This is a genomic window from Streptomyces canus (genome assembly GCF_030816965.1).
Lineage (GTDB): Bacteria > Actinomycetota > Actinomycetes > Streptomycetales > Streptomycetaceae > Streptomyces > Streptomyces canus_E.
The window spans coordinates 4206289-4229938 of record NZ_JAUSYQ010000002.1 but is presented as its reverse complement, the minus strand read 5'-3'; the positions used below and the strand labels follow the sequence as shown (position 1 = coordinate 4229938).

15 protein-coding genes and 1 pseudogene are annotated in these 23650 nt (G+C 70.6%); 11 read left to right on the top strand and 5 right to left on the bottom strand.

Annotation, left to right across the window (positions count from 1 at the left end; genetic code table 11):
• The first annotated feature begins 204 nt into the window (after positions 1-204).
• From QF027_RS20210 to QF027_RS20200, 3 genes are all read left to right on the top strand, one after another.
• On the top strand, positions 205-1197 hold the full coding sequence (locus QF027_RS20210) for an SMI1/KNR4 family protein (RefSeq protein WP_307076056.1): 993 nt from the start codon (positions 205-207) through the stop codon (positions 1195-1197).
• A gap of 3 nt (positions 1198-1200) precedes the next feature.
• Positions 1201-4449, top strand: a complete 3249-nt coding sequence (locus QF027_RS20205; protein WP_307076054.1) for an SUKH-4 family immunity protein — start codon at positions 1201-1203, stop codon at positions 4447-4449.
• 215 nt (positions 4450-4664) lie between these two features.
• Positions 4665-5552 carry a cellulose-binding protein gene (locus QF027_RS20200; protein ID WP_307076052.1) on the top strand — a complete coding sequence of 296 codons (888 nt, stop codon included), beginning with the start codon at positions 4665-4667 and terminating at the stop codon, positions 5550-5552.
• A gap of 127 nt (positions 5553-5679) precedes the next feature.
• Here the strand turns inward: QF027_RS20200 and QF027_RS20195 are convergent, their stop codons facing one another.
• The 3 genes from QF027_RS20195 to QF027_RS20185 all read right to left on the bottom strand — a co-directional run bounded on the left by QF027_RS20195 (position 5680) and on the right by QF027_RS20185 (position 9446).
• A complete protein-coding gene (locus QF027_RS20195; RefSeq protein WP_307076050.1) occupies positions 5680-7287 on the bottom strand; it encodes a sodium/solute symporter in 1608 nt (535 codons plus the stop codon).
• Positions 7284-7691: a DUF485 domain-containing protein gene (locus tag QF027_RS20190; RefSeq protein ID WP_307076048.1), complete on the bottom strand. Its 408-nt coding sequence runs from the start codon at positions 7689-7691 to the stop codon at positions 7284-7286. Before QF027_RS20190 ends, QF027_RS20195 begins: the two co-directional genes overlap by 4 nt.
• A gap of 252 nt (positions 7692-7943) precedes the next feature.
• Positions 7944-9446, bottom strand: coding sequence for an MFS transporter (locus QF027_RS20185; RefSeq protein WP_373432422.1), 1503 nt, complete (start codon positions 9444-9446; stop codon positions 7944-7946).
• Between the two features lie 415 nt (positions 9447-9861).
• Between QF027_RS20185 and QF027_RS20180 the strand changes: the two genes are divergently transcribed.
• From QF027_RS20180 to QF027_RS20165, 4 genes and pseudogenes are all read left to right on the top strand, one after another.
• The gene (locus QF027_RS20180; protein WP_059206461.1) at positions 9862-10650 is read left to right on the top strand and encodes an ABC transporter ATP-binding protein; all 789 of its coding nucleotides are present in this window, start codon (positions 9862-9864) and stop codon (positions 10648-10650) included.
• A complete protein-coding gene (locus QF027_RS20175; RefSeq protein ID WP_307076045.1) occupies positions 10647-13226 on the top strand; it encodes an ABC transporter permease in 2580 nt (859 codons plus the stop codon). Before QF027_RS20180 ends, QF027_RS20175 begins: the two co-directional genes overlap by 4 nt.
• A gap of 255 nt (positions 13227-13481) precedes the next feature.
• On the top strand, positions 13482-17012 hold the full coding sequence (mfd, locus tag QF027_RS20170; RefSeq protein ID WP_306980248.1) for a transcription-repair coupling factor: 3531 nt from the start codon (positions 13482-13484) through the stop codon (positions 17010-17012).
• A gap of 294 nt (positions 17013-17306) precedes the next feature.
• A pseudogene (locus tag QF027_RS20165) lies at positions 17307-18582 on the top strand (RNA-guided endonuclease InsQ/TnpB family protein).
• Here QF027_RS20165 and QF027_RS20160 read toward each other — a convergent pair.
• Positions 18579-19196 carry a TetR/AcrR family transcriptional regulator gene (locus QF027_RS20160; RefSeq protein WP_307076043.1) on the bottom strand — a complete coding sequence of 206 codons (618 nt, stop codon included), beginning with the start codon at positions 19194-19196 and terminating at the stop codon, positions 18579-18581. The pseudogene QF027_RS20165 and the gene QF027_RS20160 overlap by 4 nt on opposite strands.
• Positions 19197-19314: 118 nt before the next feature.
• Between QF027_RS20160 and QF027_RS20155 the strand changes: the two genes are divergently transcribed.
• From QF027_RS20155 to QF027_RS20140, 4 genes are all read left to right on the top strand, one after another.
• Positions 19315-20229 carry an SCO6745 family protein gene (locus QF027_RS20155; protein ID WP_307076041.1) on the top strand — a complete coding sequence of 305 codons (915 nt, stop codon included), beginning with the start codon at positions 19315-19317 and terminating at the stop codon, positions 20227-20229.
• Positions 20230-20247: 18 nt separating this feature from the next.
• Positions 20248-20856: a nucleotidyltransferase family protein gene (locus QF027_RS20150; RefSeq protein ID WP_306980254.1), complete on the top strand. Its 609-nt coding sequence runs from the start codon at positions 20248-20250 to the stop codon at positions 20854-20856.
• A gap of 307 nt (positions 20857-21163) precedes the next feature.
• A complete protein-coding gene (locus QF027_RS20145; RefSeq protein WP_306986650.1) occupies positions 21164-21886 on the top strand; it encodes an HNH endonuclease family protein in 723 nt (240 codons plus the stop codon).
• A 127-nt stretch (positions 21887-22013) separates the two neighbouring features.
• A complete protein-coding gene (locus QF027_RS20140; protein ID WP_307076039.1) occupies positions 22014-22757 on the top strand; it encodes a GNAT family N-acetyltransferase in 744 nt (247 codons plus the stop codon).
• A 66-nt stretch (positions 22758-22823) separates the two neighbouring features.
• Here QF027_RS20140 and QF027_RS20135 read toward each other — a convergent pair whose 3' ends face one another.
• On the bottom strand, positions 22824-23618 hold the full coding sequence (locus tag QF027_RS20135) for a hypothetical protein (RefSeq protein ID WP_307076037.1): 795 nt from the start codon (positions 23616-23618) through the stop codon (positions 22824-22826).
• Between the last annotated feature and the right edge of the window lie 32 nt (positions 23619-23650).

Genomic DNA, 23650 nt, shown 5'->3' with positions numbered 1-23650 from the left:
CGGAAGCGGAGGGGTGCTGACCGGTGCCCGGTGACCGGTGTCGTCGTACCGCATAGGCTGTCGGCACCGCGATCCAAGTGGTCGCCGCGATGCGCGCGGTTGACGCGCGGAGACGGACGAGACAGTCGATACGGCGCGTGGCGGCCCTGCTTTGCCCAAGGGGTCGCCGCGGGTCGTACCAGAGCGCCGCAGGGGGCTTTCGCCATGACGACAGGTCGGCTCGGGCAACAAGCCGCGCCGCCGAACGCGGCCTATGCCGGGCAGGTCGTGCATTTCCCGGATCCGGTCCGGGCCACGCGTCATCCCAGAGGGGTGCGGGTGGACGAGCGTGGCTACCCCGACTTCTCGCCGTACGCGCGAGCCGCCGCCGAGATCGCCGATCCGCCGGAGGGTTTCGGGGTCGACGAACTGCGGCTGACGGACTACGTGTCGGCGAACGCGGCACTGTCGGCGACCGGTCACGATCTGTGGGACACGGTGCCGGCGGTGGCGACGCCGCACGGCTGGACGTGGCACCACGTGGTGGGTTCGCGGCGGCTCGAGCTGATCCCGGTCGAGGTGAAGGCCCTGCTGCGGCATCACGGCGGGATCGCGACGACACGTGTCGACCAGAACAAGCGGGGGACGCGGCCGTTGCAGGAGACGCGTCCGGCGCATTTCGGGCTGCCGAAGTCGTCGGTGGCGGTGACGGAGTCGCAGGTGCAGGGGGTCGAGGAGGATCTCGGGTACCGGCTGCCGGGCGCGTACCGGTCGTTCCTGAAGGCGGCGGGCGGGTCGGCGCCGGTGGGGGCCGCGCTGGACGCGGAGTTGGGACTCCTGGTCGACCAGCCGTTCTTCACGGTGCGGGACGAGGCGGCGGTCAACGACCTCGTGTACGTCAACAAGTGCCTGCGCGACCACCTGACGAAGGACTACCTCGGTGTCGGCTTCGTCCAGGGCGGTCTGCTGGCCGTGAAGGTGAAGGGCGAGGGGGCCGGATCGGTCTGGTTCTGCGCCTACGACGACGCGCGGGATGTCGATCCCTCGCTGCCGCCGGCGGAGCGCGTGCAGCGGCTGTTGCTGCCCTGCGGTGCGGACTTCGATGTGTTCCTGTCCCGACTGGCCGGTAATCCGCCGGAGTTGGAGACGGTGGCGAACCTGATGGTGGACGGCGGTTTCGCGCGGTCCGTTCCGGTGTCCTCGGTGGGGGTGAACTGACCGATGGTGACGTTCGCGCAGGCGCAGGAGCGCGCGGAAGAGTGGATCAACGGGGATGTGCCGTCGTATCAGCATCGTGAGGTGCGGGTGCGGGAGTTCGACCTCGGGTTCGTGGTGTGGGCCGAGGACCGGGCGGAGGGACCGCGTTCCGACGGCGGTGCGCAGCGGCTGGTGATCGCCCGGGACAGCGGGGAGGCCACGCTGTGGCCCTCGTTGCCGGTGGGCGAGGTGATTCGCCGGTACGAGGAGACGTACGGCCGGGAGGACGGGGTCGAGGACGCGGGGGGCGTGTCCGCGGCGTCCCGGGTCGATCTGAACCAGACGTCGTTTCTCCTGACGCCGCCGGAGTGGTTGCAGGACGCGGCGGACAAGCTGGGGATCGGCGGCGACGGCGCGGGGGCTTCGTCCGGGGCTCGGGACGGTGGGCCTGGTGGTGCGGGGTCGAGTGCTGGTTCGGATGCTGATTCGGGTGCCGCGTCGGGGGTGCCTGCCGGGGCGAGGCCGTGGACCGGGACCGACACCAACGGGGGTGAGGACCTCTCCGTGGCGTTGCCGGAGACGGTGTTCTCGGCGCCGGTGAGCGGTGGCGGTACGGAGGAGGGGGCTTCGTCGGCCTTGGAGGGCTCGGAGGTCGCGGAGGTCTCGGAGGGCGTGGACGTCCAGGAGGTCTCGGAGATCTCGGAGACCTCGGACTCCAGGACTGCGCGGATTTCGGGGGGCGCGCGGTCGTCGTCCGGGGTGCGTGAGGAGGGGGCGCGGGGGGTTACGCCGCCGGGGGGGTCTTCGTACGGGTATCCGCAGGGGTCGGGTGGGCCAGGTGCCGGGGCGACTCCGTCGTCTGCGCCGGGTGCCTCCTCGTACAGTTATCCGCAGGGTGCCGGTGCTTCGGGTGTGGCTGGTTCTCCGCCTGCGCCGGGTGTGTCTTCGTACGGGTATCCGCAGGGTGCTGGTGCTTCGGGCGTGGCTGGTTCTCTGCCTGCGCCCGGTGTGTCTTCGTACGGGTATCCGCAGGGGGCGGGCGCTTCGGGTGCGGCTGCTGCGGGTGGTCCGGGGGCTGGTGTCACGCCTCCGCCCCCGTCTGCGTTGGGTGCGTCCTCGTACGGGTATCCGCAGGCGCCCGGTGGTGGTGCTGGGGCGCCTCGGCCGCCGGGTGTGCCTGGCGCTCCCGGTGCTCCGGGGCCCGCGCCGAGCGCCGGGGACATCGCTGATGTCGCCACCAGCAAGTTGGCGCCTCCCTCGCGTGGGGCGCAGGCCGGCGGATCGACCCCGCCGCCTCCGCCGGGTCCCCCCGGGGTGCCCGGTGCGCAGCAGGGGAACTCGACTCCGCCGCCCGCTCCTGGTGCGCCGGGGGGCGGGTATGTGCCCACCCAGTTCGTGTCGGCGCCGGGTGTCGAGGGGCCTTCGGGATCGGGAGCACCGCAGCCTCCGGGCGCACCGTCCGCTCCTGGTGGTGCGCCGACTCCGCCTCCGCCCGGGGCTCCGGGTATGCCGCATTCGTCCGGCGGCCCGGGGTTCCCGAGTGCACCGGGCTCTGGTGCTCCGGGTGTGCCGCAGGGTTCTGGTGGCCAGGGTTCATCGCGGTTTCCGGGTGTGCCGGGTGGGTCTGGTGTTGCGCAGCCGGCCGGTGTTCCAGGTGGTCCGCAGGCTTCTGGTGCTCCCGGTGTGCCGCAGGGTTCTGGTGGCCAGGGTTCATCGCGGTTTTCCGGTGTGCCGGGTGGGTCTGGTGGTCCGCAGCCGCCCGGTGCCCCGGGCGCTCCGCAGGCTTCTGGGGCTACGGGTGTGCCGGGGGCTCCCGGCGTGCCGCAGCCTCCTGGTGCCCCCGGTGTTCCACGGACCGCGCCTGGGGCCGTGCATCACGCGGAAACCGTGTTGTCCTCGCCCCCGTCGGGCGGCCCCGGCATTCCTCCGCCGCCGCAAGCGCCCCGCTCTCCTGGCGCCCCCGGAACCCCGGGCTCTCCCAGCGTCCCCGGGGCCCCTGGAACCCCCGGCGCCCCTGGGGCGGCTGTGGGCGCTCCGCAGCCGATGCCGCCCGGCACGATGCCGCCCCCGCCTCCGGGTGCCGTACCGTCCCCGGGCCTGGTGCCTCCGCCCGGGCAGCCCGCGTCCGGGCAGCCGATGCCGGGACAGCCCGCGCCGGGACAGTCTCTGTCCGGGCAGCCGGTGTCGGGACAGTCCGCGCCGGGTCCGTCCGCGCCGGGTCCGTCCGCGCCGGGTCCGTCCTCGCCCGGTCAGCCCGGGCCCGGTCAGCCCCCGGCCTACGGCTACCCCCAGCAGACGCAGCCCACCGTCGGGCCCGGGTATCAGGCGGTCCTTCGCTACCGTGCGCAGGACGGGTCGGAGCAGCAGTTGATCCGGCGGTCGGCGCCGGGGACGCCGCACCCCGAGTGGCAGATCTTCCACGAGCTGCGTGGCATGAACGTGCCCCCGGACCAAGTGCTGGAGCTGCACACCGAGTTGGAGTCGTGCGAGCTGCCGGGGGCGTACTGCGCACGGATGATCCGGGAGCAGTGGCCGCAGGCGCGGATCGCGAGCATCGCCCCGTACGGCACGGATCACGCGAGCCGGCAGCAGGGCATGCAGCAACTGCTGGCGCACCAGGGCGAGTTGCACCAGGTGGCGGATGGGCCTGCCCGTCCGGGGCCGGTGCGCGCGCCGTTGCCGCCCGTCCAGTCCGCGCCGCCGATCCCGCCGGAGGGCGTGGCGCAGGAGCTGGCGGGGGCTTTCGGCCCCGGCATCTTCCGGTTCGAGCAGGCCGCGGTGTCCCGCCAGGGCGTACCTCCGGTGGTCGCGCACTCGCTGGTCGTGGCGGGGTTGCCGTTGGACATGGGCCCGTTCTTCTGGGCGCAGGCCCAGCCGGGGCGTCCGGTGCCGACGCTGGCGGAGCTGGCGGCCGAGCGCGGGGTGCAGCCGGCCTCCGACGCGGGCTCGTACCTCGTCATGGGCAGCGACTTCGGCAAGGCGATCTGCGTGCAGTACGGGACGGCGAACATCGTCGCCGTACCCGTCGAGGCGGGCCCTGGCGGTGTCCCCGTACCGCCGCAGTTCGTGAACACGGGCCTGCCCGAGTTCCAGCGCTGCCTGGCGCTGCTCGGCCGGATGTGGCGGCTTCGCTTCGGTCTGAACCAGGAGCAGGCGGGTCGTTGGACCGTCGACTTCCAGGCCCAGCTGGCCTCGCTCGATCCGGCGGCGCTGGGCTCGCCGGAAAGCTGGTGGTCGGTGCTGCTGGAGCAGATGTGGGACGGGCTGCTGTGACGCCCCGCCGTCGCTGATCTGTACGTGTGCGTGGAGGGCCGGGCCGGTCGGGTGACCGGGCCCGGCCCTTTCACGTGTGCGCGATGACGCCCGTCATGACCGGGACCTGTACGCGGAGTGTCGCGTTATGAGCATTTCCGTCCGATACATCAAGATGTGCGCGAAATCATCATTTCGCGTCCGTTCGCGCGGTTTCGACGGAGAGGGGTTCCAGGATGAGCAGCGCACAGGTTTCGCCGCAGGGGTTCGTGGCCGTACGAGGGCGCGGCTACCGTCCCGAACAGGTCGAGGCGTACGCCGCCGCGCTGTCCCGGGACCGTGACGCCGCCTGGGAACGGGCCGCCCGGCTCACCGTGCTCGCCCGGGAGATGGAGGCGGAGGTGGTGCGACTGACGGAGGTCGTGGCGGGGCTGGCACCGCAGGTGTACGAGGCGCTCGGCGAGGGTGCGCGCCGGCTCTTCGAACTGGGGCAGGAGGAGGCCGCGGACGTCCGGGAGAGGGCGCGACAGGAGGCGCAGCGCCTCGCGGACGAGGCACAGGCGCATGCCGACGGCGTACGGGGTGCCGCGCAGGCGCACGCCGACACCGTGCGTGCCGAGGCCGACGAACGCGCCCGTCAGCGGCTGCTCGCCGCGCGCGCCGAGGCCGACGAGATCCGTGTCGCGGCCCGGCGTGAGGTGAAGGCGGGGCGCGGGGAGGCGCTCGCCGCATTGCGCGACGTACGCCAGCGCACCATCGGGATGCTCGCCGAGCAGACCAAGGAGTATGCGGAGCGATGGGCCGAGGTGGAGCGGGCCGAGGAGCAGGGGGCGGCCGAGGCGGACGCGCGGAACGCCGAACGGGTGGCGCGGGCGGAGGCGGCGCTGTCGGACGCGAAGCGGGAGTTCGCCGCGGCGGAGGCCGCGGTGGGACGGTGCGAGGAGGACGCACGCGCGCGTGCGGCGGAGATCCTTGCGGAGGCGCGGGCCCAGGAGGAGCGGATCGCCGGGGAGACGGAGCGGGTACTGCGGAAGCACGAGGAGCGCCGGGACGAGGTGCAAGCACAGATGGACCACGTACGCAGCAGCCTGACGGCACTCACCGGGACAGCAGCGACGGAGTGACGGCCGGGGCAGCCGGGCAGGGGCGCAGGCCTGGCGCCGCCCACCCGCACCCACCCAGGGGCGCGGGCAACTGCGCGACCAGCCCCCACTCAGCTGCACCCGACAGACGACCCCGGCTCCCCCCGGCTCACCCCCTCCGCACGGCCCCCGCCAAGATCCACCCCTCCACCGCCTCGTACTGCCGCCGCTGCTCCTCCGCCTTCCGTCGCCCGGAAATCACCGTCCCCAGCCATCCGAACAAGAAGCCCGCCGGAATGGACACCAGTCCCGTCGTCGTGAACGGCAGCCAGTTGAAGTCGGCTTCGGGAAACGCGGACACAGGCGACCCCGACACGAGATTCGTGCCCGGCATCAGCAAGAGCACCGTCAGCGTGCCGCCGATCAGCGTGCACAGCAGCCCCGTCCGCGTGTAACGCCGCCAGAACAGGCTGTACACGAGCGCCGGCGCCAGCGCGGACGCGCCGACGCAGAAGGACAGGATCACCAGCGGCTGCAGACTGCGGTGCTGGATCATCGTCGCGAGGAAGATCGTGGGGACGCCGACCGCCAGCGCGGACACCCGGGCCAGCAGGATCTCGCGGTGCGCCGGCATCGACCGTGCCCGCGCCGCGAACACGTCATGCGCAAGGGAGTTGGCGCAGGCGAGGATCATGCCGGCGACGGAGGCGAGAAGGGTGAGGAAGAGCGCCGTGGTGACCGTGGTGAAGAGAAACGTCTCGCCGGTCGACACCTCGGGCCCGAACACCGCCCGGGAGCCCAGCAGATACGCCGTGTTGCCCTGCGGATCCGCTTCCGCGATCACCGCCCGTCCGATCATCGCGGTCGCCCCGACCCCGACGACCGTGATGACCAGGACGAACACGGCCACCGACGACACCGCCCAGGACATCGAACGGCGCACCTGACGTGCGCTGGACGCGGTGTACATGCGCATGGTGACGTGCGGCAGACACGCCCCGCCGATGACGACCGCGAGCTGCGAGGTGATCATGTCGAGGCGCGGGTACGGCCCGCCCGCGAACTCCAGGCCGGAGCGCAGGTAGTCCGGCCCCACCCCGCTCTGCCGGGCCGCCGTGTCGAACAGCGCTGCGGGGTTCCAGTCGAACCGGTTCATGACCAGTACGGCGACCACGGCGCCGGATCCGAGGAGCATGACCATCTTCAGGATCTGGATGAGGGCGGTGCCCTTCATACCGCCGATGGCCGCGTAGCTGATCATCAGGATGCCCAGGCCGATGATGAAGCCCGTCTTCAGGGAGTCGCCGGAGAAACCGAGGATGAACGCCAGCAGTTGGCCGGTGCCGGCGAGCTGAACCAGCATCAGCGGCAGCAGCGCGGCGAGGGTGACCAGACATGCGGCGATGCGCACCGCACGGCCCGGCATCCGGCGCGCGAGCGCGTCGCCCATGGTGAACCGGCCCGCGTTGCGCAGGGGTTCGGCCAGCAGGAACATCAGCAGCATCAGCGACAGGACCGTGCTCAGCGCGAGGACGATGCCGTCGTAGCCGTAGAGCGCGATGACCCCGCCGGTGCCGAGGACGGTCGCGGCGGAGATGTAGTCGCCCGCGATGGCGAGGCCGTTGCGCATGGCGGACAGGGAGCTGTAGCCGGTGTAGAACTCGTCGAGGTCGTCGCGGTCCGGGCCGGTCATCACGCACAGCAGGAGGGTGATGGTGGCGACGGCGGAGAACGCCACCAGGCTCATCGCCTGCGCGGAGTCGCTGAAGCCGGTCATCGGGCGCCCGCCTCTCGCCTGGCGTCCACCTCGGACTGCTTGCGGATGCGGTCCGCGAGCGGGTCGACGCAGCGGCGCGCGGTGTGCTCGTACACGGCGATCGCCAGCCAGGTGACGGGCAGTTGGAGCAGGGCGAGGAGCAGGCCGGTGGGCAGCCCGTCGGTGACGCTGCTCGCCATGAAGGACGGCGCGTACGCGGACAGCACCAGGAAGAGCGTGAAGTACCCGAGCGCGGTCAGTGTGGCGGTGCGCCGCTGCCAGCGGTAGGCGCTGCGCAGGATCCGCAGGTCGCTGTGGTGGCCGAGCGGGGAGCGGTGGCGCGGGTGCCGGGTGGCCGGTTCGGGCGGCGAGGGGGGCGGCTGCCAGGGGTAGGTGGAATACGGCTGTGACGGGTCGTAAGACACCCGGTGCTCCTTGCGAGGCTCGGGTCCGGCGCGGCGGACCGCAGGGAGTTGGGGGGGGTGGACGGGGGAGCGGAGCCCCGCACGTTACTCGGCGGTTCGGAATTGCACAGCCCTTTCGACAAACTGATCGGTCGGTATGCGCTTACTTCTCTGACCTGCGGTGTTACCCCCGTTAACTCAGACTTTTGGTCTCACCGGAGCGTGCACAGGCCCTTACTTCAGGTGCGCGTCAGCCGCCGACCGACGCCTCGCTCACTGCTCCTCGATCACCGGAAACCGCCGTGGCGCCAGCACCAGCAGCACCACGAACGCCAGGGCCGCCGCGCACCCCGCCCCCACGTACACGGTGTGCACCGCCTCGGCGATGGCCGCGCGGGTCGTCTCCGGGGCCGTGCCGGCGTCCAACGCGCGCGTGACGGAGTCGAGGTCGCTCGCGCCGCCCAGGCGTGCGGCCAGGACGCCGTTGGCCACCGCGCCGAAGACCGCCGCGCCCACCGTCTGGCCGGTCTGGCGGCAGAAGAGGACGGACGCCGTGGTCGTGCCGCGTTCCGCCCAGCCGACCGTCGACTGGACCCCGACGATCAGGGGGAGTTGGAACAGTCCCAGCGCGGCACCCAGGAGCAGCATCAGCAGGGTCGGCTGCCAGGCCGCGCCCGGGTAGGGGAGGAAGGGGAAGGCGAACAGGATCAGGGCTGCCGTGCCGATGCCCAGCATCGCCGTGTTGCGGAAGCCGATGCGCCGGTACACGTGCTGGCTCAGGGCCGCCGACACCGGCCAGCTCAACGTCCATACGGACAGCACGAATCCGGCGGCGACCGGGGTGAGGCCGAGCACCGACTGGGCGTAGGTCGGCAGGAAGACCGTAGGGGCGACCATGAGGAGTCCCAGGGCGCCCAGTGCCAGGTTCACCGCGGCGATCGTGCGGCGGCGCCAGACCCAGCCGGGGATGATCGGCTCCGCCGCCCGGCGTTCGATCAGGACCACGGTGGCCACCAGGGCAAGTCCCGTGCCGAACAGGCCCAGTGACGGCCACGACAGCCACGCCCAGGCCACCCCGCCCTGCACGAGCGCCGTCAGCAGCACGCCCCCGCACGCGAACACCGCGAGCGCGCCCGCCCAGTCGACACGCGCGCGCGGGGAGGTCTTCTCGGCGCGCCGTGGCTCGTGCAGGTGACGGACGATCAGCCACAGGGCCACCGCCCCGATCGGCAGATTGACCAGGAAGATCCACCGCCAGTCCGCGTACGCGGCGAGCACCCCGCCGATGCCCGGTCCCGCGACCGCCGCCACCGCCCACACCGTGGACAGCTTGGCCTGGATCTTCGGGCGTTCCTCGAGCGGATACAGGTCGGCGGCAAGGGTCTGGACCGTGCCCTGCAGCGCGCCGCCGCCCAGCCCCTGGACGATCCGGAACGCGATCAGCGCCCCCATGTTCCACGCCACCGCGCACAACAGCGAGCCGAGCAGGAACACCGCCGAGCCCGCGATCAGCACCGGCTTGCGCCCGAAGGTGTCGGAGAGCTTGCCGTAGACCGGCAGCGTCACCGTCACGGCCAGCAGATAGCCGGAGAACAGCCAGGAGAAGACCGAGAAGCCGCCCAGGTCGCCGACGATCTGTGGGACCGCCGTGGAGACGATGGTGGCGTCCAGGGCAGCAAGGGCCATCGCCAGCATCAGGGCCGCTACGACAGCTCCGCGCCGGTTCGTGGAGACGTCCCGCGCGGGCTTCCGTATCGCCGGCTTCGTGTCGTCCACGCGGATTCCTTCCCCCTGCATCCATCTGCCGGCGACCACTGTCCCACTTGACCCTCGCGCGGCGGCAGGGTGCAGCCTGGCTGCACCGGAGGGTGGACCCGAACCCCTAGATCGCCTCCACCCGGCGGTGGAGTGCCCCTAGGGGTACCTCCGTACTACGGCTCGGGGAGGGTTCGTACCGCCGGAGGAGGAGAAGGGCCATGGTCCGTCCTTAACCTGGCTTTACGCCGCTGGGGAGCGGTGGGGGCGGGGACGACCGGATCGACGGGGGTGGGGTTTTCCCCCGTAGAAGAGGGTGCTGAGCACCAGCGCGCCGGACCGTCTCGCGGCACCAGACTGAACGCCGTACCCAAGCAACGAACCGATCGCCCTACAGATCGGCTGTTGATTCGCTGACCGATATAGGAGACATACCGTGACATCGGCTGTAACCATCACCAGGCACGGGGGCACTGGAGGGCGTACGGCCGTTGCCGCGCGGGCGCGGCAGGTCGTCAAGGCGTACGGGTCCGGTGAGACCCGTGTCGTCGCCCTCGACCATGTGGACGTGGACATCGCTCGCGGGCAGTTCACCGCGATCATGGGCCCCTCAGGGTCCGGCAAGTCCACCCTCATGCACTGCCTCGCCGGTCTCGACACCGTGACGAGCGGTCAGATCTACCTGGACGACACCGAGATCACCGGCCTGAAGGACAAGAAGCTCACTCAGCTGCGCCGGGACCGGGTCGGTTTCATCTTCCAGGCGTTCAACCTGCTCCCGACGCTCAATGCGCTCGAGAACATCACGCTGCCCATGGACATCGCCGGGCGCAAGCCCGACAAGCAGTGGCTCGCGCGCGTGGTGGACACCGTTGGACTTTCCGACCGACTCAGGCACCGGCCCACCCAGCTTTCCGGCGGACAGCAGCAGCGTGTCGCCGTGGCCCGCGCCCTGGCCGCCCGTCCCGAGATCATCTTCGGTGACGAGCCGACCGGAAACCTCGACTCGCGCGCGGGCGCCGAGGTACTGGGCTTCCTGCGCAAGTCCGTCGACGAACTCGGGCAGACCATCGTGATGGTCACGCACGACCCGGTGGCCGCCTCGTACGCGGACCGCGTGCTGTACCTCGCCGACGGCCGGATCGTCGACGAGATGTACAAGCCCACCGCGGAGGCCGTCCTGGACCGCATGAAGGACTTCGACGCCCGGGGGCGTACGTCATGACCGTCATGAAGACCTCCATGCGCAACTTCTTCGCGCACAAGGGACGCATGGCCCTGTCGGCCGTCGCGGTCCTGCTGTCGGTCGCCTTCGTCTGCGGGACGCTGGTGTTCACCGACACGATGAACACCACCTTCGACAAGCTCTTCGCGGCCACGTCCTCGGATGTGACGGTGAGCGCCAAGGGTGCCTCCGACAGCGGCGAGACGACCTCGGACAACGGCAAGCCGCCGGTCATGCCGGCCTCCGTGGTCGGCAAGGTGCGCGAGGCGCAGGGCGTCAAGTCGGCGGAGGGGACCGTCTTCTCGACCTCGGTGACCGTAGTGGACGCCGACAAGGACAGCCTCTCGCCGTCCGGCGGCGGCCCGACCATCGTCGGCAACTGGAACCGCAACGACGCCCGCACCATGAAGGTCACCTCCGGTACGGCGCCGAAGAACTCCGGCCAGATCATGGTCGACAAGGACACCGTCGACAAGCACCACCTGAAGCTCGGTGACGAGATCGGCGTCATCAGCGCGGTCGGCACGCACACCGCGAAGATCTCCGGCGTCGCCGAGTTCCAGGTCACCAACCCCGGTGCCGCGATCTTCTACCTCGACACGAAGACCGCCCAGGAGAGCCTGGTCGGCGAGACGGGCGTGTACACCAACGTCAACGTCACGGCCGCCTCCGGGGTCACCGACGCCCGGTTGAAGCAGAACGTCGCGGCCGAACTCGGCGGCGCCTACAAGGTGCAGACGGCCAAGGAGACCGCCGACGCCAACCAGAAGGACGTCGAGGGCTTCATGAACGTCATGAAGTACGCGATGCTCGGCTTCGCCGGGATCGCCTTCCTCGTCGGCATCTTCCTGATCATCAACACCTTCTCGATGCTTGTCGCGCAGCGGACCCGTGAGATCGGCCTGATGCGGGCCATCGGGTCCAGCCGCAAGCAGGTCAACCGTTCCGTGCTGGTCGAGGCGCTGCTGCTGGGCGTGACCGGTTCGGTGCTCGGGGTCGGCGCCGGCGTCGGCCTCGCGGTCGGCCTGATGAAACTCATGAGCTCCCTGGGCATACACCTGTCGACCAGCGACCTGACGATCGCCTGGACCACCCCGGTGGTCGGACTGCTCCTCGGTGTGGTCGTCACCGTGCTGGCCGCCTGGCTGCCCGCCCGCCGCGCGGGCAAGGTCTCGCCCATGGCCGCCCTCCGGGACGCGGGCGCCCCCGCCGACGCCAGGGCGGGCCGTGTACGGGTCCTGCTGGGCACGCTCCTGACCGCCGGCGGCGGCTACGCGCTCTACCTGGTCACCCAGGCGGACAAGGCCAAGGAGGGCTCCCTGTGGCTCGGCCTCGGCGTGGTGCTCTCCCTGATCGGCTTCGTCGTGATCGGCCCGCTCCTCGCGGGCGGTGTGGTGCGCGTCCTGGGTGCGGTCGTCCTCAGGGTGTTCGGCCCGGTCGGCCGCATGGCCGAGCGCAACGCCCTGCGCAACCCGCGCCGTACAGGAGCCACCGCCGCCGCCCTGATGATCGGCCTCGCGCTGGTCGCCTGTCTGTCGGTCGTCGGTTCGTCCATGGTCGCCTCGGCCACGGACGAGCTCGACAAGACGGTCGGTACGGACTTCATCATCCAGTCCGACAGCGGGCAGCTGGTCACTCCGGCCGCGGTGAAGGCCGTCAAGGGCACGCCGGGCCTGGAGCGGGTCACCGAGTACAGGACCACGGAGGCCGACTACACGACCCCCGACGGCAAGACGCTCAAGGACACCGACATCACGGCGGCCGACCCGTCCTACGCGACCGACCTGCAGACCGAGACCGTCGCCGGGAAGCTGGCCGACGCCTACCGGCCCGACTCGATGTCCGTGCACGAGAAGTTCGCCAAGGCGCACGGCATCCACCTGGGCTCGAAGATCAAGGTCGCCTTCAAGGACGGTGCCACCGCCGAGCTGACGGTCCGGGCCATCACCAGCAGTGACGTCGTCATCGACGCGGGTTCGAAGTACATCTCGATCGCCACGCTCGCCAAGTACGTGCCGGCCGACAAGATGCCGCTCGACCAGTTGGTCTTCGCCAACGCCAAGGACGGGCAGCAGGACGCCGCGTACAAGTCGCTGAAGTCGGCGCTGCACGACTATCCGCAGTACACCGTGCGCGACCAGACCGACTACAAGGAAGCCTTCAAGGACCAGATCGGGCAGCTCCTGAACATGATCTACGGCCTGCTGGCCCTCGCGATCATCGTCGCGATCCTCGGTGTCGTGAACACCCTGGCGCTCTCGGTGGTCGAGCGGACCCGGGAGATCGGCCTCATGCGCGCGATCGGCCTCTCGCGGCGCCAGCTGCGACGGATGATCCGCATGGAGTCGGTGGTCATCGCGCTCTTCGGCGCACTGCTCGGCCTGGGCCTCGGCATGGGCTGGGGCGCGACCGCCCAGAAGCTCCTCGCCCTGGAGGGCCTGAAGGTGCTGGAGATCCCCTGGCCGACGATCATCGGCGTCTTCGTCGGATCGGCCTTCGTGGGCCTGTTCGCCGCCCTGATCCCGGCGTTCCGGGCGGGCCGGATGAACGTCCTGAAGGCGATCGCCACGGAATAGCCACCCTGGAGACGGGGGAACGCCCGGCGCCGAGAAGTCATGGGGGACTTCTCGGCGCCGGGTTCTTCGTTGTCCAAGGGGAGCAGCTTGCGGGCGCTTCGCTGTCCACAGGCGACCGTGGGCGAGGCGGGGTTGTCCACAGGCTCCGACGGCCGGGCCGAGGCCGTCGTAGGCTGGAGAACCCCCGGCCCTTCGTTGTGTCGGGCCCTTCGCGTTGCCCACCCCCAGAAAGCCCCCGGACGAAAGCCGCCCAGAATGAGCTTGCACGGTCTGCTCGACGCCGTCGTCAAGGACCCCGCCCTCGCGGAAGCGATCACGGCGGCCCAGGACGGCAACCGCATGCACGTCGACCTGGTCGGCCCACCGGCGGCCCGTCCCTTCGCGGTCGCCGCCCTCGCGCGGGAGGCCGGCCGGCCCGTGCTCGCGGTGACGGCGACGGGCCGCGAGGCGGAGGACCTGGCCGCGGCCCTGCGCTCCCTGCTCCCGTCGGAGGGGGTTGTGGAGTACCCGTCCTGGGAGACCCTCCCGCACGAGCGCCTCAGCCCCCGCAGCGACACCGTCGGCCGCCGCCTGGCCGTCCTGCGGCGCCTCGCCCACCCCCGCCCCGACGACCCCGAGACCGGCCCGGTCTCCGTGGTCGTCGCACCCGTACGGTCCGTGCTCCAGCCGCAGGTCAAGGGCCTCGGCGACCTGGAACCGGTCGCCCTGCGCACCGGGCAGACCGCCGACCTGAACACGATCGTGGAGGCTCTCGCCGCCGCCGCGTACGCGCGCGTGGAGCTCGTCGAGAAGCGCGGCGAGTTCGCCGTACGGGGCGGCATCCTCGACGTCTTCCCGCCCACCGAGGAACACCCCCTGCGCGTCGAGTTCTGGGGCGACGACGTCGAGGAGATCCGCTACTTCAAGGTCGCCGACCAGCGCTCCCTGGAGGTCGCCGAACACGGCCTGTGGGCTCCGCCCTGCCGGGAACTGCTCCTGACCGATGACGTGCGGGCACGCGCGCGTGCCCTCGCCGAGGAGCACCCCGAGCTCGGCGACCTGCTCGGCAGGATCGGCGAGGGGATCGCCGTGGAAGGCATGGAGTCCCTGGCGCCCGTCCTCGTCGACGACATGGAGCTCCTGATCGACGTCCTGCCCAAGGGCGCCATGGCCGTCGTGTGCGATCCGGAGCGGGTTCGCACACGTGCGTCCGACCTGGTGGCCACCTCGCAGGAGTTCCTCCAGGCGTCCTGGGCGGCCACCGCGGGCGGCGGCGAGGCGCCCATCGACGTCGGCGCGGCCTCCCTGTGGGCCATCGCCGACGTCCGCGACCGCGCGCGTGAGCTGGACATGATGTGGTGGTCGGTGTCGCCGTTCGCGGCGGACCTCGAACTGGAGGCGGACACCCTCAAGCTGGGCATGCACGCCCCCGAGAGCTACCGCGGCGACACCGCCAAGGCCCTCGCCGACACCAAGGGCTGGCTCGCCGACGGCTGGCGCACCGTCTTCGTGACCGAGGCGCACGGCCCGGCGGCCCGTACCGTCGAGGTGCTGGGCGGCGAGGGCATCGCGGCCCGCCTCGACGCGGAGCTCACGTCGCTGAGCCCGTCCGTCGTGCATGTGGCGTGCGGCTCGATCGAGTACGGCTTCGTCGATCCGGCGCTGAGACTCGCCGTGCTGACCGAGACCGACCTGACCGGCCAGAAGGCGGCCGGCAAGGACGGCGCCCGGATGCCCGCCCGACGCCGCAAGACGATCGACCCGCTCACCCTGGAGACGGGCGACTACATCGTCCACGAACAGCACGGCGTCGGCCGCTACATCGAGATGGTCCAGCGGACCGTGCAGGGCGCCACGCGCGAGTACCTCGTCGTCGAGTACGCCCCCGCCAAGCGCGGCCAGCCCGGCGACCGGCTCTACATCCCGACCGACCAGCTGGAACAGATCACCAAGTACGTCGGCGGCGAGGCCCCCACCCTGCACCGCCTCGGCGGCGCCGACTGGACCAAGACCAAGGCGCGCGCCAAGAAGGCGGTCAAGGAGATCGCCGCGGATCTCATCAGGCTGTACAGCGCGCGGATGGCGGCCCCGGGGTACGCCTTCGGCGCGGACACCCCGTGGCAGCGCGAGCTGGAGGACGCCTTCCCGTACGCGGAGACGCCGGACCAGCTCACCACCATCGCCGAGGTCAAGGAGGACATGGAGAAGTCGATCCCCATGGACCGCCTGGTCTGCGGCGACGTCGGCTACGGCAAGACCGAGATCGCGGTCAGGGCCGCCTTCAAGGCCGTACAGGACGGCAAGCAGGTGGCCGTCCTCGTACCGACGACCCTGCTGGTGCAGCAGCACTTCGGGACGTTCTCCGAGCGGTACTCGCAGTTCCCCGTGGTCGTGAAGGCGCTCAGCCGCTTCCAGACCGACACCGAGGCGAAGGCCGTCCTGGAGGGGCTGCGCGACGGATCGGTGGACATCGTCATCGGCACCCACCGGCTGTTCTCCTCCGAGACCAAGTTCAAGGACCTCGGCCTGGTCATCGTCGACGAGGAGCAGCGCTTCGGCGTCGAGCACAAGGAGCAGCTGAAGAAGCTCCGCGCCAACGTCGACGTCCTGACCATGTCCGCGACTCCGATCCCGCGCACCCTGGAGATGGCGGTCACCGGCATCCGCGAGATGTCGACGATCACCACTCCGCCGGAGGAGCGCCACCCGGTGCTCACCTTCGTCGGGCCGTACGAGGAGAAGCAGATCGGCGCCGCCATCCGGCGTGAACTGCTGCGCGAGGGCCAGGTCTTCTACATCCACAACCGCGTCGAGTCGATCGACCGGGCGGCTTCCCGCCTGCGCGAGATCGTCCCCGAGGCGCGCATCGCGACCGCCCACGGCCAGATGTCGGAACAGGCCCTCGAGCAGGTCGTCGTCGACTTCTGGGAGAAGAAGTTCGACGTGCTCGTGTCGACCACGATCGTCGAGTCGGGCATCGACATCTCCAACGCGAACACACTGATCGTGGAGCGTGGCGACAACTTCGGTCTCTCGCAGCTGCATCAGCTGCGAGGACGGGTGGGCCGAGGCCGCGAGCGCGGATACGCCTACTTCCTGTACCCGCCGGAGAAGCCTCTGACCGAGACCGCGCACGAGCGGCTCGCCACCATCGCCCAGCACACCGAGATGGGCGCGGGCATGTATGTGGCGATGAAGGACCTCGAGATCCGCGGCGCGGGCAACCTGCTCGGCGGCGAGCAGTCCGGGCATATCGCGGGCGTCGGCTTCGACCTGTACGTGCGCATGGTCGGCGAGGCCGTCGCCGACTACCGGGCCTCCCTGGAAGGCGGTGTCGAGGAGGAGCCGCCGCTGGAGGTCAAGATCGAGCTCCCGGTCGACGCGCACGTCCCGCACGACTACGCGCCGGGCGAGCGGCTGCGTCTGCAGGCCTACCGCGCCATCGCCTCGGTGAACACCGAGGAGGACGTCAAGGCCGTACGGGAGGAACTCGTCGACCGCTACGGCAAGTTGCCGGAGCCGGTGGAGAACCTGCTGCTGGTGGCGGGGCTTCGGATGCTCGCACGCGCGTGTGGCGTCGGCGAGATCGTCCTCCAGGGCACCAACATCCGCTTCGCGCCGGTGGAGTTGCGGGAATCGCAGGAGTTGCGGGTCAAGCGGCTCTACCCGGGCACCGTCATCAAGCCGGCCGTGCACCAGGTGCTGGTGCCTCGCCCGAAGACGGCGAAGGTGGGCGGAAAGCCGCTGGTCGGGCGGGAGTTGCTCGGCTGGGTGGGGGAGTTCCTCACGTCGATCCTGGGGTCGTGACGGCGGGGGACCGTGGCCGGGTGACCTCGGCGGTGTGAGCCGCGCTCGCGCCACCGGGTGAGTTCAGCGGATTCTTGCGAGGAACCCCAGGGCTTCAGCCCTGGGAGGAATCGCATCCTCGTGGTCGCGGCGCGGAGCGCCGCGATATCACTTCTGCGTGCTCGGCCGCGAAGCGGCCGGGGTTCGTGTCCGGTGCAGCCGGTGCTGCGTCGATGCGGCGGCGTGTTCACTCGGTCGGGTGATCTGCGACGAACGTACGGTGGGCAGTCGTACGCATGTGTAAGTTTGATGATCGTGAAGCTGATGGTGCAGGTCAGACTGCTGCCGACGCCCGTACAGGGGACGGCGCTGGAGGCGACCCTGCGCGCCTGCAACGAAGCGGCGACCTGGGCCAGCGGCGTGGCCTTCGAGAAGGACGTGAAGAACAACTTCGCGCTGCGCGAGCACACCTACCGCCAGGTCAAGGACCGCTGGGGACTGGGGGCGCAGGCCGCCCAGCACGTCATCAAGAAGACCTGCGACGCCTACGCCACGCTGAAAGCCAACCTGAAGGCCGGGAACCTGGGGAAACCTGGCTCGAAACGCTACCGCAGGGCGGTGGAGAAACCGATCGCCTTCCGCCCGCAGGGCGCGCAGTCCTATGACGACCGCATGCTGTCCTGGCAGATTGCCGATCGCCGGGTGTCGATCTGGACGACTGCCGGGCGGGTGAAGGACGTGGCGTTCACCGCCTCCCCGGAGCAGCTGGCCACCCTGGCCCTGTACCGCAAAGGCGAGTCCGACCTGCTGGAGCGGGACGGCATGTGGTTCCTGAACGCCACCTGCGAGGTCCCCGAAGCACCGCAGAACATCGATCCGGTGGACTTCCTCGGCATCGACCTGGGCATCGTGAACATTGCCACCACCTCCGACGGCGAGATCATGGCCGGACGGGAACTCAACCGCATCCGCGCACGGGAACGCGCGCTGCGCACCAAGCTGCAGAAGAAGAACACCCCGTCCGCCAAGCGGCGGCTGAGGAAGCGCCGCCGCAAGGAGGCGCGGCGGGCGCGGGACATCAACCACAAGATCGCGAAACATGTGGTGGCCGAGGCTGGGGGCACCTCCCACGCCCTTAAGGCAGTGGGGGAGCACCGGTCGCGGAATCGCCCTGGAAGACCTCACGGGCATCCGCGAGCGGGTACGGCTTCGCAAGCCCCAACGGGCCACCCACTCCAGCTGGTCCTTCGCCCAGCTCGGCAGTTTCATCGCGTACAAGTCCCGCAAGGCCGGGGTGCCGGTGGTGCACGTCGATCCGGCGTACACCTCCCGCACCTGCGCCGAATGCGGCCACACTGACAAAGCGAACCGGGTCTCGCAGGCCTGGTTCGCGTGCCGGAGCTGCGGATTCGTTGATCACGCAGACCGGAACGGCTCCCGCAACATCCGCGCCAGAGCGTGGGAGTTGTGGCGACGCGGGGCTCAGTCAACGGCCCCCGCCCCACCACCCGAGCACGTGCGCCGGGGTGGGGCTGGACGCAAACGCAGCATCACCACCAGTGATGCCCGTTGTGCAAGCCCGTCGCTTTAGCGACGGGTAGTTGACGGCGTACGGAACAACGTGCTCGCGAGGGTACGGAACACCTCCTCGGGGTCACGGTCGCCGACCGGGCCGTCGAGGTTGTGGCCGAGGAGCAGCGTGGCGAAGCCGTGGGCGAGGGACCAGGCGGCGACTCCCGCGAGGCGGCTGTCGATGCCGAAGTCCTCGGCGTGTACGGCTGAGACCGAGGTACGCAGGGCGTCGGTGGCCAGGGCGCGGGCCGTGGTGAGTTCGAGGTCGTCGGCGCGCAGCTGTCCGGGCGCGAACATCACCTGGAAGTGGGCCGGGTGTTCGCGGGCGAAGCGTACATAGCGCACGCCCGCGTCCTTGAGGTCCGAGGCGTCGTTGAGGGCGGCCGCGAGCAGCGCGAAGCCTTCGGCGGCGATCGCTGTGAGGAGCCCGGTGCGGTCCCTGAAGTGGTGGGCGGGGGCCGCGTGCGAGACACCGGCGCGGCGGGCCAGATCACGCAGGCTCAGCCCGGTGGGGCCGTCGGCGGTGATGACGTCGAGGGCGGCGGTGAGGATCGCGCGGCGAAGGTCGCCGTGGTGGTAGGGGCGGTCCTGCTTGTGGGGGCGATTCGGCTTGTCGGTTTCCGCGGATGCCATGGACAGAGCGTACGCCCGATCTAGGCATTGACAAGTTTGGGCCGTCCAGGCAATCTAGTCAGTGTCAAGTTCCCGGGGTGGACTCGAGGGGACTTCGCTGACGACGGGGAGGCGTGTCATGTCGAAGCACGACGGCAGGACCGAGAAGGAGACCGGCGGGGTGGGGCATGCTGTGGAGCCGGCCCGCGTGCGCCAGCTCTGGCACCTGCTGGAACCGCTGCACGCGGTGCTCTACTACGCGCCGGAGGTCTTCGAGGAGGCGGCAGCGCTCGGGTACGACACGAAGGAGCGCTGGCCGAGCTACTTCCCCCTGCGTGCCGCTCCGTTGGGGCGGGTGGGCGCCGAGCAGGTGGCGTCCGCCTTCTACAGCTTCAGCCCCCGTATGGTCGCCGAGCACATCGACTCCGCGTGGGCGACCGCCGAGCCCGGCGCGATCCTGGCGGCGAGGCTGCGGGGGATCGACGGGGCCTACCGCGCGATATTCGGTGACCGCGTCGACAGTCCCGAGCTGGTGGAGGCCGCTGCCCTCGCCCGGCGCGTGGCCGAGGCGGCGAACACCGCGGGCCGTCCGCTCGCCGCGGCCAACGCCGCCTTGGAGTGGCCCGAGGCCCCTCACCTCCAGCTGTGGCAGGCGGCGACGATCCTGCGTGAGCACCGCGGCGACGGCCACATAGCGGCCCTGCTCGTGGCCGGCCTCGACCCGGTCGAGTCGCTGGTCTCCTTCGCCGCGATCGGCGCCGCGTCCGTGGAACGCTTCGAGAGCCGGGGCTGGAGCGCGACACAATGGAAGTCCGCGCGCGAGCGTCTGACCGCCCGTGGCCTGCTCGAGGAGAACGGCGAGGCCACGGACGCCGGCCGCGACCTGCGTCACCGCGTGGAACACCACACCGACCAACTCGCCACCGCACCATGGCAGTTGCTCGGAACGGCCGACACAGCCCGGCTCGCGGACCTGCTCGGCGAGTTCTGGGTCGCGGTGCTGTCCTCCGGGCTGCTTCCGTCGGAGACGACCCTGGGCATAGGCAAGGTCTGACCGTGATAGTCAGGACGGATGCTCGGACGACTTCCGCTTGAGGAACAACTGGACGCGTTCCGTTCCGTGCTCGGCCAGAACGAGACCCTGACCGAGGTGATGGCCAGGACGGCGACGCTTGACCTGCCGGGCTGGTACGTGACGGCGGGCTGCCTGTTCCAGACCGTGTGGAACGTGGTCACCGGGAGGCCCCCCACTCGGGGCATCAGGGACTACGACATCTTCTACTTCGACGACACCGATCTCTCCTGGGAGGCCGAGGACGCCGTCATCAAGGCGGGACAGGAAGTGTTCGAAGGCCTGCAGGCCGAGGTGGAGATCCGCAACGAGGCCCGGGTGCACCTCTGGTACGAGCGGAAGTTCGGAGTGCCCTGCCCGCCGTACGACTCCACCGAGTCCGCCATCGACCGCTTCGCCGCGACGACTTGCTGTCTGGGCGTGCGGCCGGAACCCGACGGGACGTGGCGCGTCTACGCACCCCACGGTCTGTCCGACGTGTTCAACCTCGTGGTCCGGCCCAATCCCGTGCTCGCTCCGAGAGCGGTCTACGAGACCAAGGCCGCGCGCTGGAAGGAGGAATGGCCGGAGCTCAGGGTGCTGCCGTGGCCTGCCGACCCACCGGAATGACCCCGGCGTGAGCAGCCCGCACGCCCCTTCGGGAACGTGAAGCCGCCGGCGGGAGACGAATCTCCGCGGACGGTCCTCCATGGGTCTTCGGCTATACGGCTGCTCGTGCCTGTCGCGATCCATGGCGTCTCAGCAACGACGATAGGGCCGATACGTCCGCATTGCCTACTTGGAAGGGGTGTGGTCTGGACCTTTGGACCTCCTGAATGCGGCGGTGCGCCCGCTCGTTACGGTGTGCGTGACGCCGTACGAGGGAAAGCGCTCCGTGCGGGGGCCGGACCGGGTTGCAAGGGGAGGGGCGCACGTGATGCGTCTGAGGGGCGGGGCCGCGGCCGCCGTCGTGCTGGTGTTCGCCGTGGCCGGGTGCAAGGCGGAGACGACCACAGGGTCCGGCGGGCCGGAGGAAACCGGGGGTGCGGGCGGTTCGGGCGCGGCCCTCACCGCCGCCGAGTCGCTCACCGTGAAGGGGCGGGCGCCCAAAACGGGTTACGAGCGCGACAGGTTCGGCACCGCGTGGGCGGACACGGACTCGAACGACTGCGACACCCGCGACGACATACTCAAACGCGATCTGGAGGACGTGAAGTTCACCCGGGGGGACTGCAAGGTGTCCTACGGCGTGCTCGAGTCGGACCCGTACTCGGGCAAGGAGGTGACCTACCGGCGTGGTCGCAGCCAGGTCGACATCGACCACGTGGTCGCGCTCTCCGACGCCTGGCAGAAGGGGGCCAAGTACTGGGAGCCCAGCAAGCGGATAGCTCTTGCCAACGACCCCCTCAACCTCCTCGCCGTCGACGCGAGCACCAACCGTTCCAAGGGGGACGGTGACACGGCGACCTGGCTCCCGCCGAACAAGGCGTACCGGTGCACGTATGTGGCCGCCCAGGTCGCCGTGAAGAAGAAGTACGACCTGTGGGTAACGGCCGCCGAGAAGTCCGCGATGGAGAAGGTCCTCTCGGGCTGCCCGGGCCAGAAGCTCCCGGCAGGCGGCAATCCGACGGCGGCGCCGCCGCGGTTCCACGCGGACTGAGGACTCGCGTCGGCCGTAGGCCTCAGGGCTCGCGGGCTGGGTCTCCAGGGCTTTCGCCGAGCGGTCGTGGGCCGGGGCGGGCGGAAATGCGCTTTCCGGTGGGCGGGTCCGCCCCTACGGTGACCGCATGGAGCTGAAGGTGTCGAGTCTCGCCGAACGTCCCGAGATGCGGGAGCGTGTTCTCGGCATGGCCAACAGCTGGCCGGAGTTCGTGACCGAGGACCCCGTGGGCAACGCCCACTACGGACGGATCTCCGGCGAGCTCCCCGAGCACGTGCTGTTCGCCGAGGACGAGCGGGGCGAGATCGTCGCGCGCGCCCACAGCGTCCCGTTCGCCCTCCACGCCGAGGACCGCGGTGAACTGCCCGCGCGGGGCTGGGACGAGGTGCTCGTGTGGGCGTTCGAGGATCTGCGTCGTGGCGTACGGCCCGACACGGTCAGCGCGATCTCGGTCGTCGTCGACCCGCGCCTCCAGGGTCACGGCCTGTCCGCCCGGATGCTCTCGGCGATGCGTGACAACGCCCGCGCCCACGGCTTCAGCGAGGTCGTCGCGCCGGTCCGCCCCAGCGCCAAGCACCTGGAACCGCACACGCCGATCCAGGAGTACGCCTACCGGGTACGTCCCGACGGTCTGCCGTACGACCCCTGGCTGCGCGTCCACGCCCGGGCCGGCGGTGTCGTCCACGCGGTGGCGCCGGCCTCCATGACGGTGTCCGGCTCGCTGGAGCAGTGGCGCCGCTGGACCGGACTGCCCTTCGACACCCAGGGCGACATCGAGGTGCCCGGGGCGCTGGTGCCGGTGCGGTGCGAGCCGGAGCGCGGGTACGCGGTGTACGTCGAGCCCAACGTGTGGATGCGGCACGCCCTTTGAGCGTGCCGCGTCCTTGGCGCGTCCTGGTGCGCCGCGTCCCGGCATGCCGCGTACGGCCCCGGTGGCTCAGCCGCCCAGGGCGTCCAGGTCCAGGATCTCGCCGGCCGGCTTGTTCGCCGGGACCGGTTCGTCGAAGTCGCTGAAGGTGACGGACCCCTGGTCCGCTCCGGCCGTGCTGTCGACCCGCAGCAGATACGGCTTGCCCTCGGTGGCGACGTACAGCGTGTAGCGGTCCTTGCCGTCCTTCTCGTGCAGGGTGATCGCGGGTGCCCCGTCGACGGTGGCCGTGCTGCCGCGGCTCGCGTCGGAGTTGCTGTCCTCGGCGCCGTCGAGCACCGCACCCAGGTTGCAGAAGCCCTCGAACTCCTTGGCGTCCTCACCCGTCGCCTTCGTCTTGGTCCACTTGCCGGCCAGCATGGCCACGGCCGCGTCGGTGTCCGTCTTCGACTCACCCTCGCTCTGCTCACGCAGGAGCGCCTCGTCGAACTTCATGTACACGATGTCGCCTGTCTTGATCAGCTCGGCCTTGCCCTTGCCGCCCATGCCGATGGTGCCGGCGCACTCGCCCTTCTTGTTCAGGAGGACGTCGAGGCTGATGGTGCCGCCGCTCTCGTCGTCGGGGATGGCGCCCTTCATCCGCAGCGAAGAGGCGCCGGTCGTGGCCTTTGTGGCCCGGTCGGCTATCTCGCCGCCGGTCAGCCCGGCGAACGGTTCCTTCTTCGCGGCCGACTTGCCCGGCTCGGCGGATGCGCTGGACGCGCTCGTCCCGCTGTCCGCCTTGTCCTGGCCCGGCTGGCAGCCGGTGAGTCCTGCGGTGGCCGCGGCGGCGATGCAGAGAGCGGCAAGTGCGGTACGACGCATGGTGATTCCTTGATGGGGATGCGGTGAGGTGA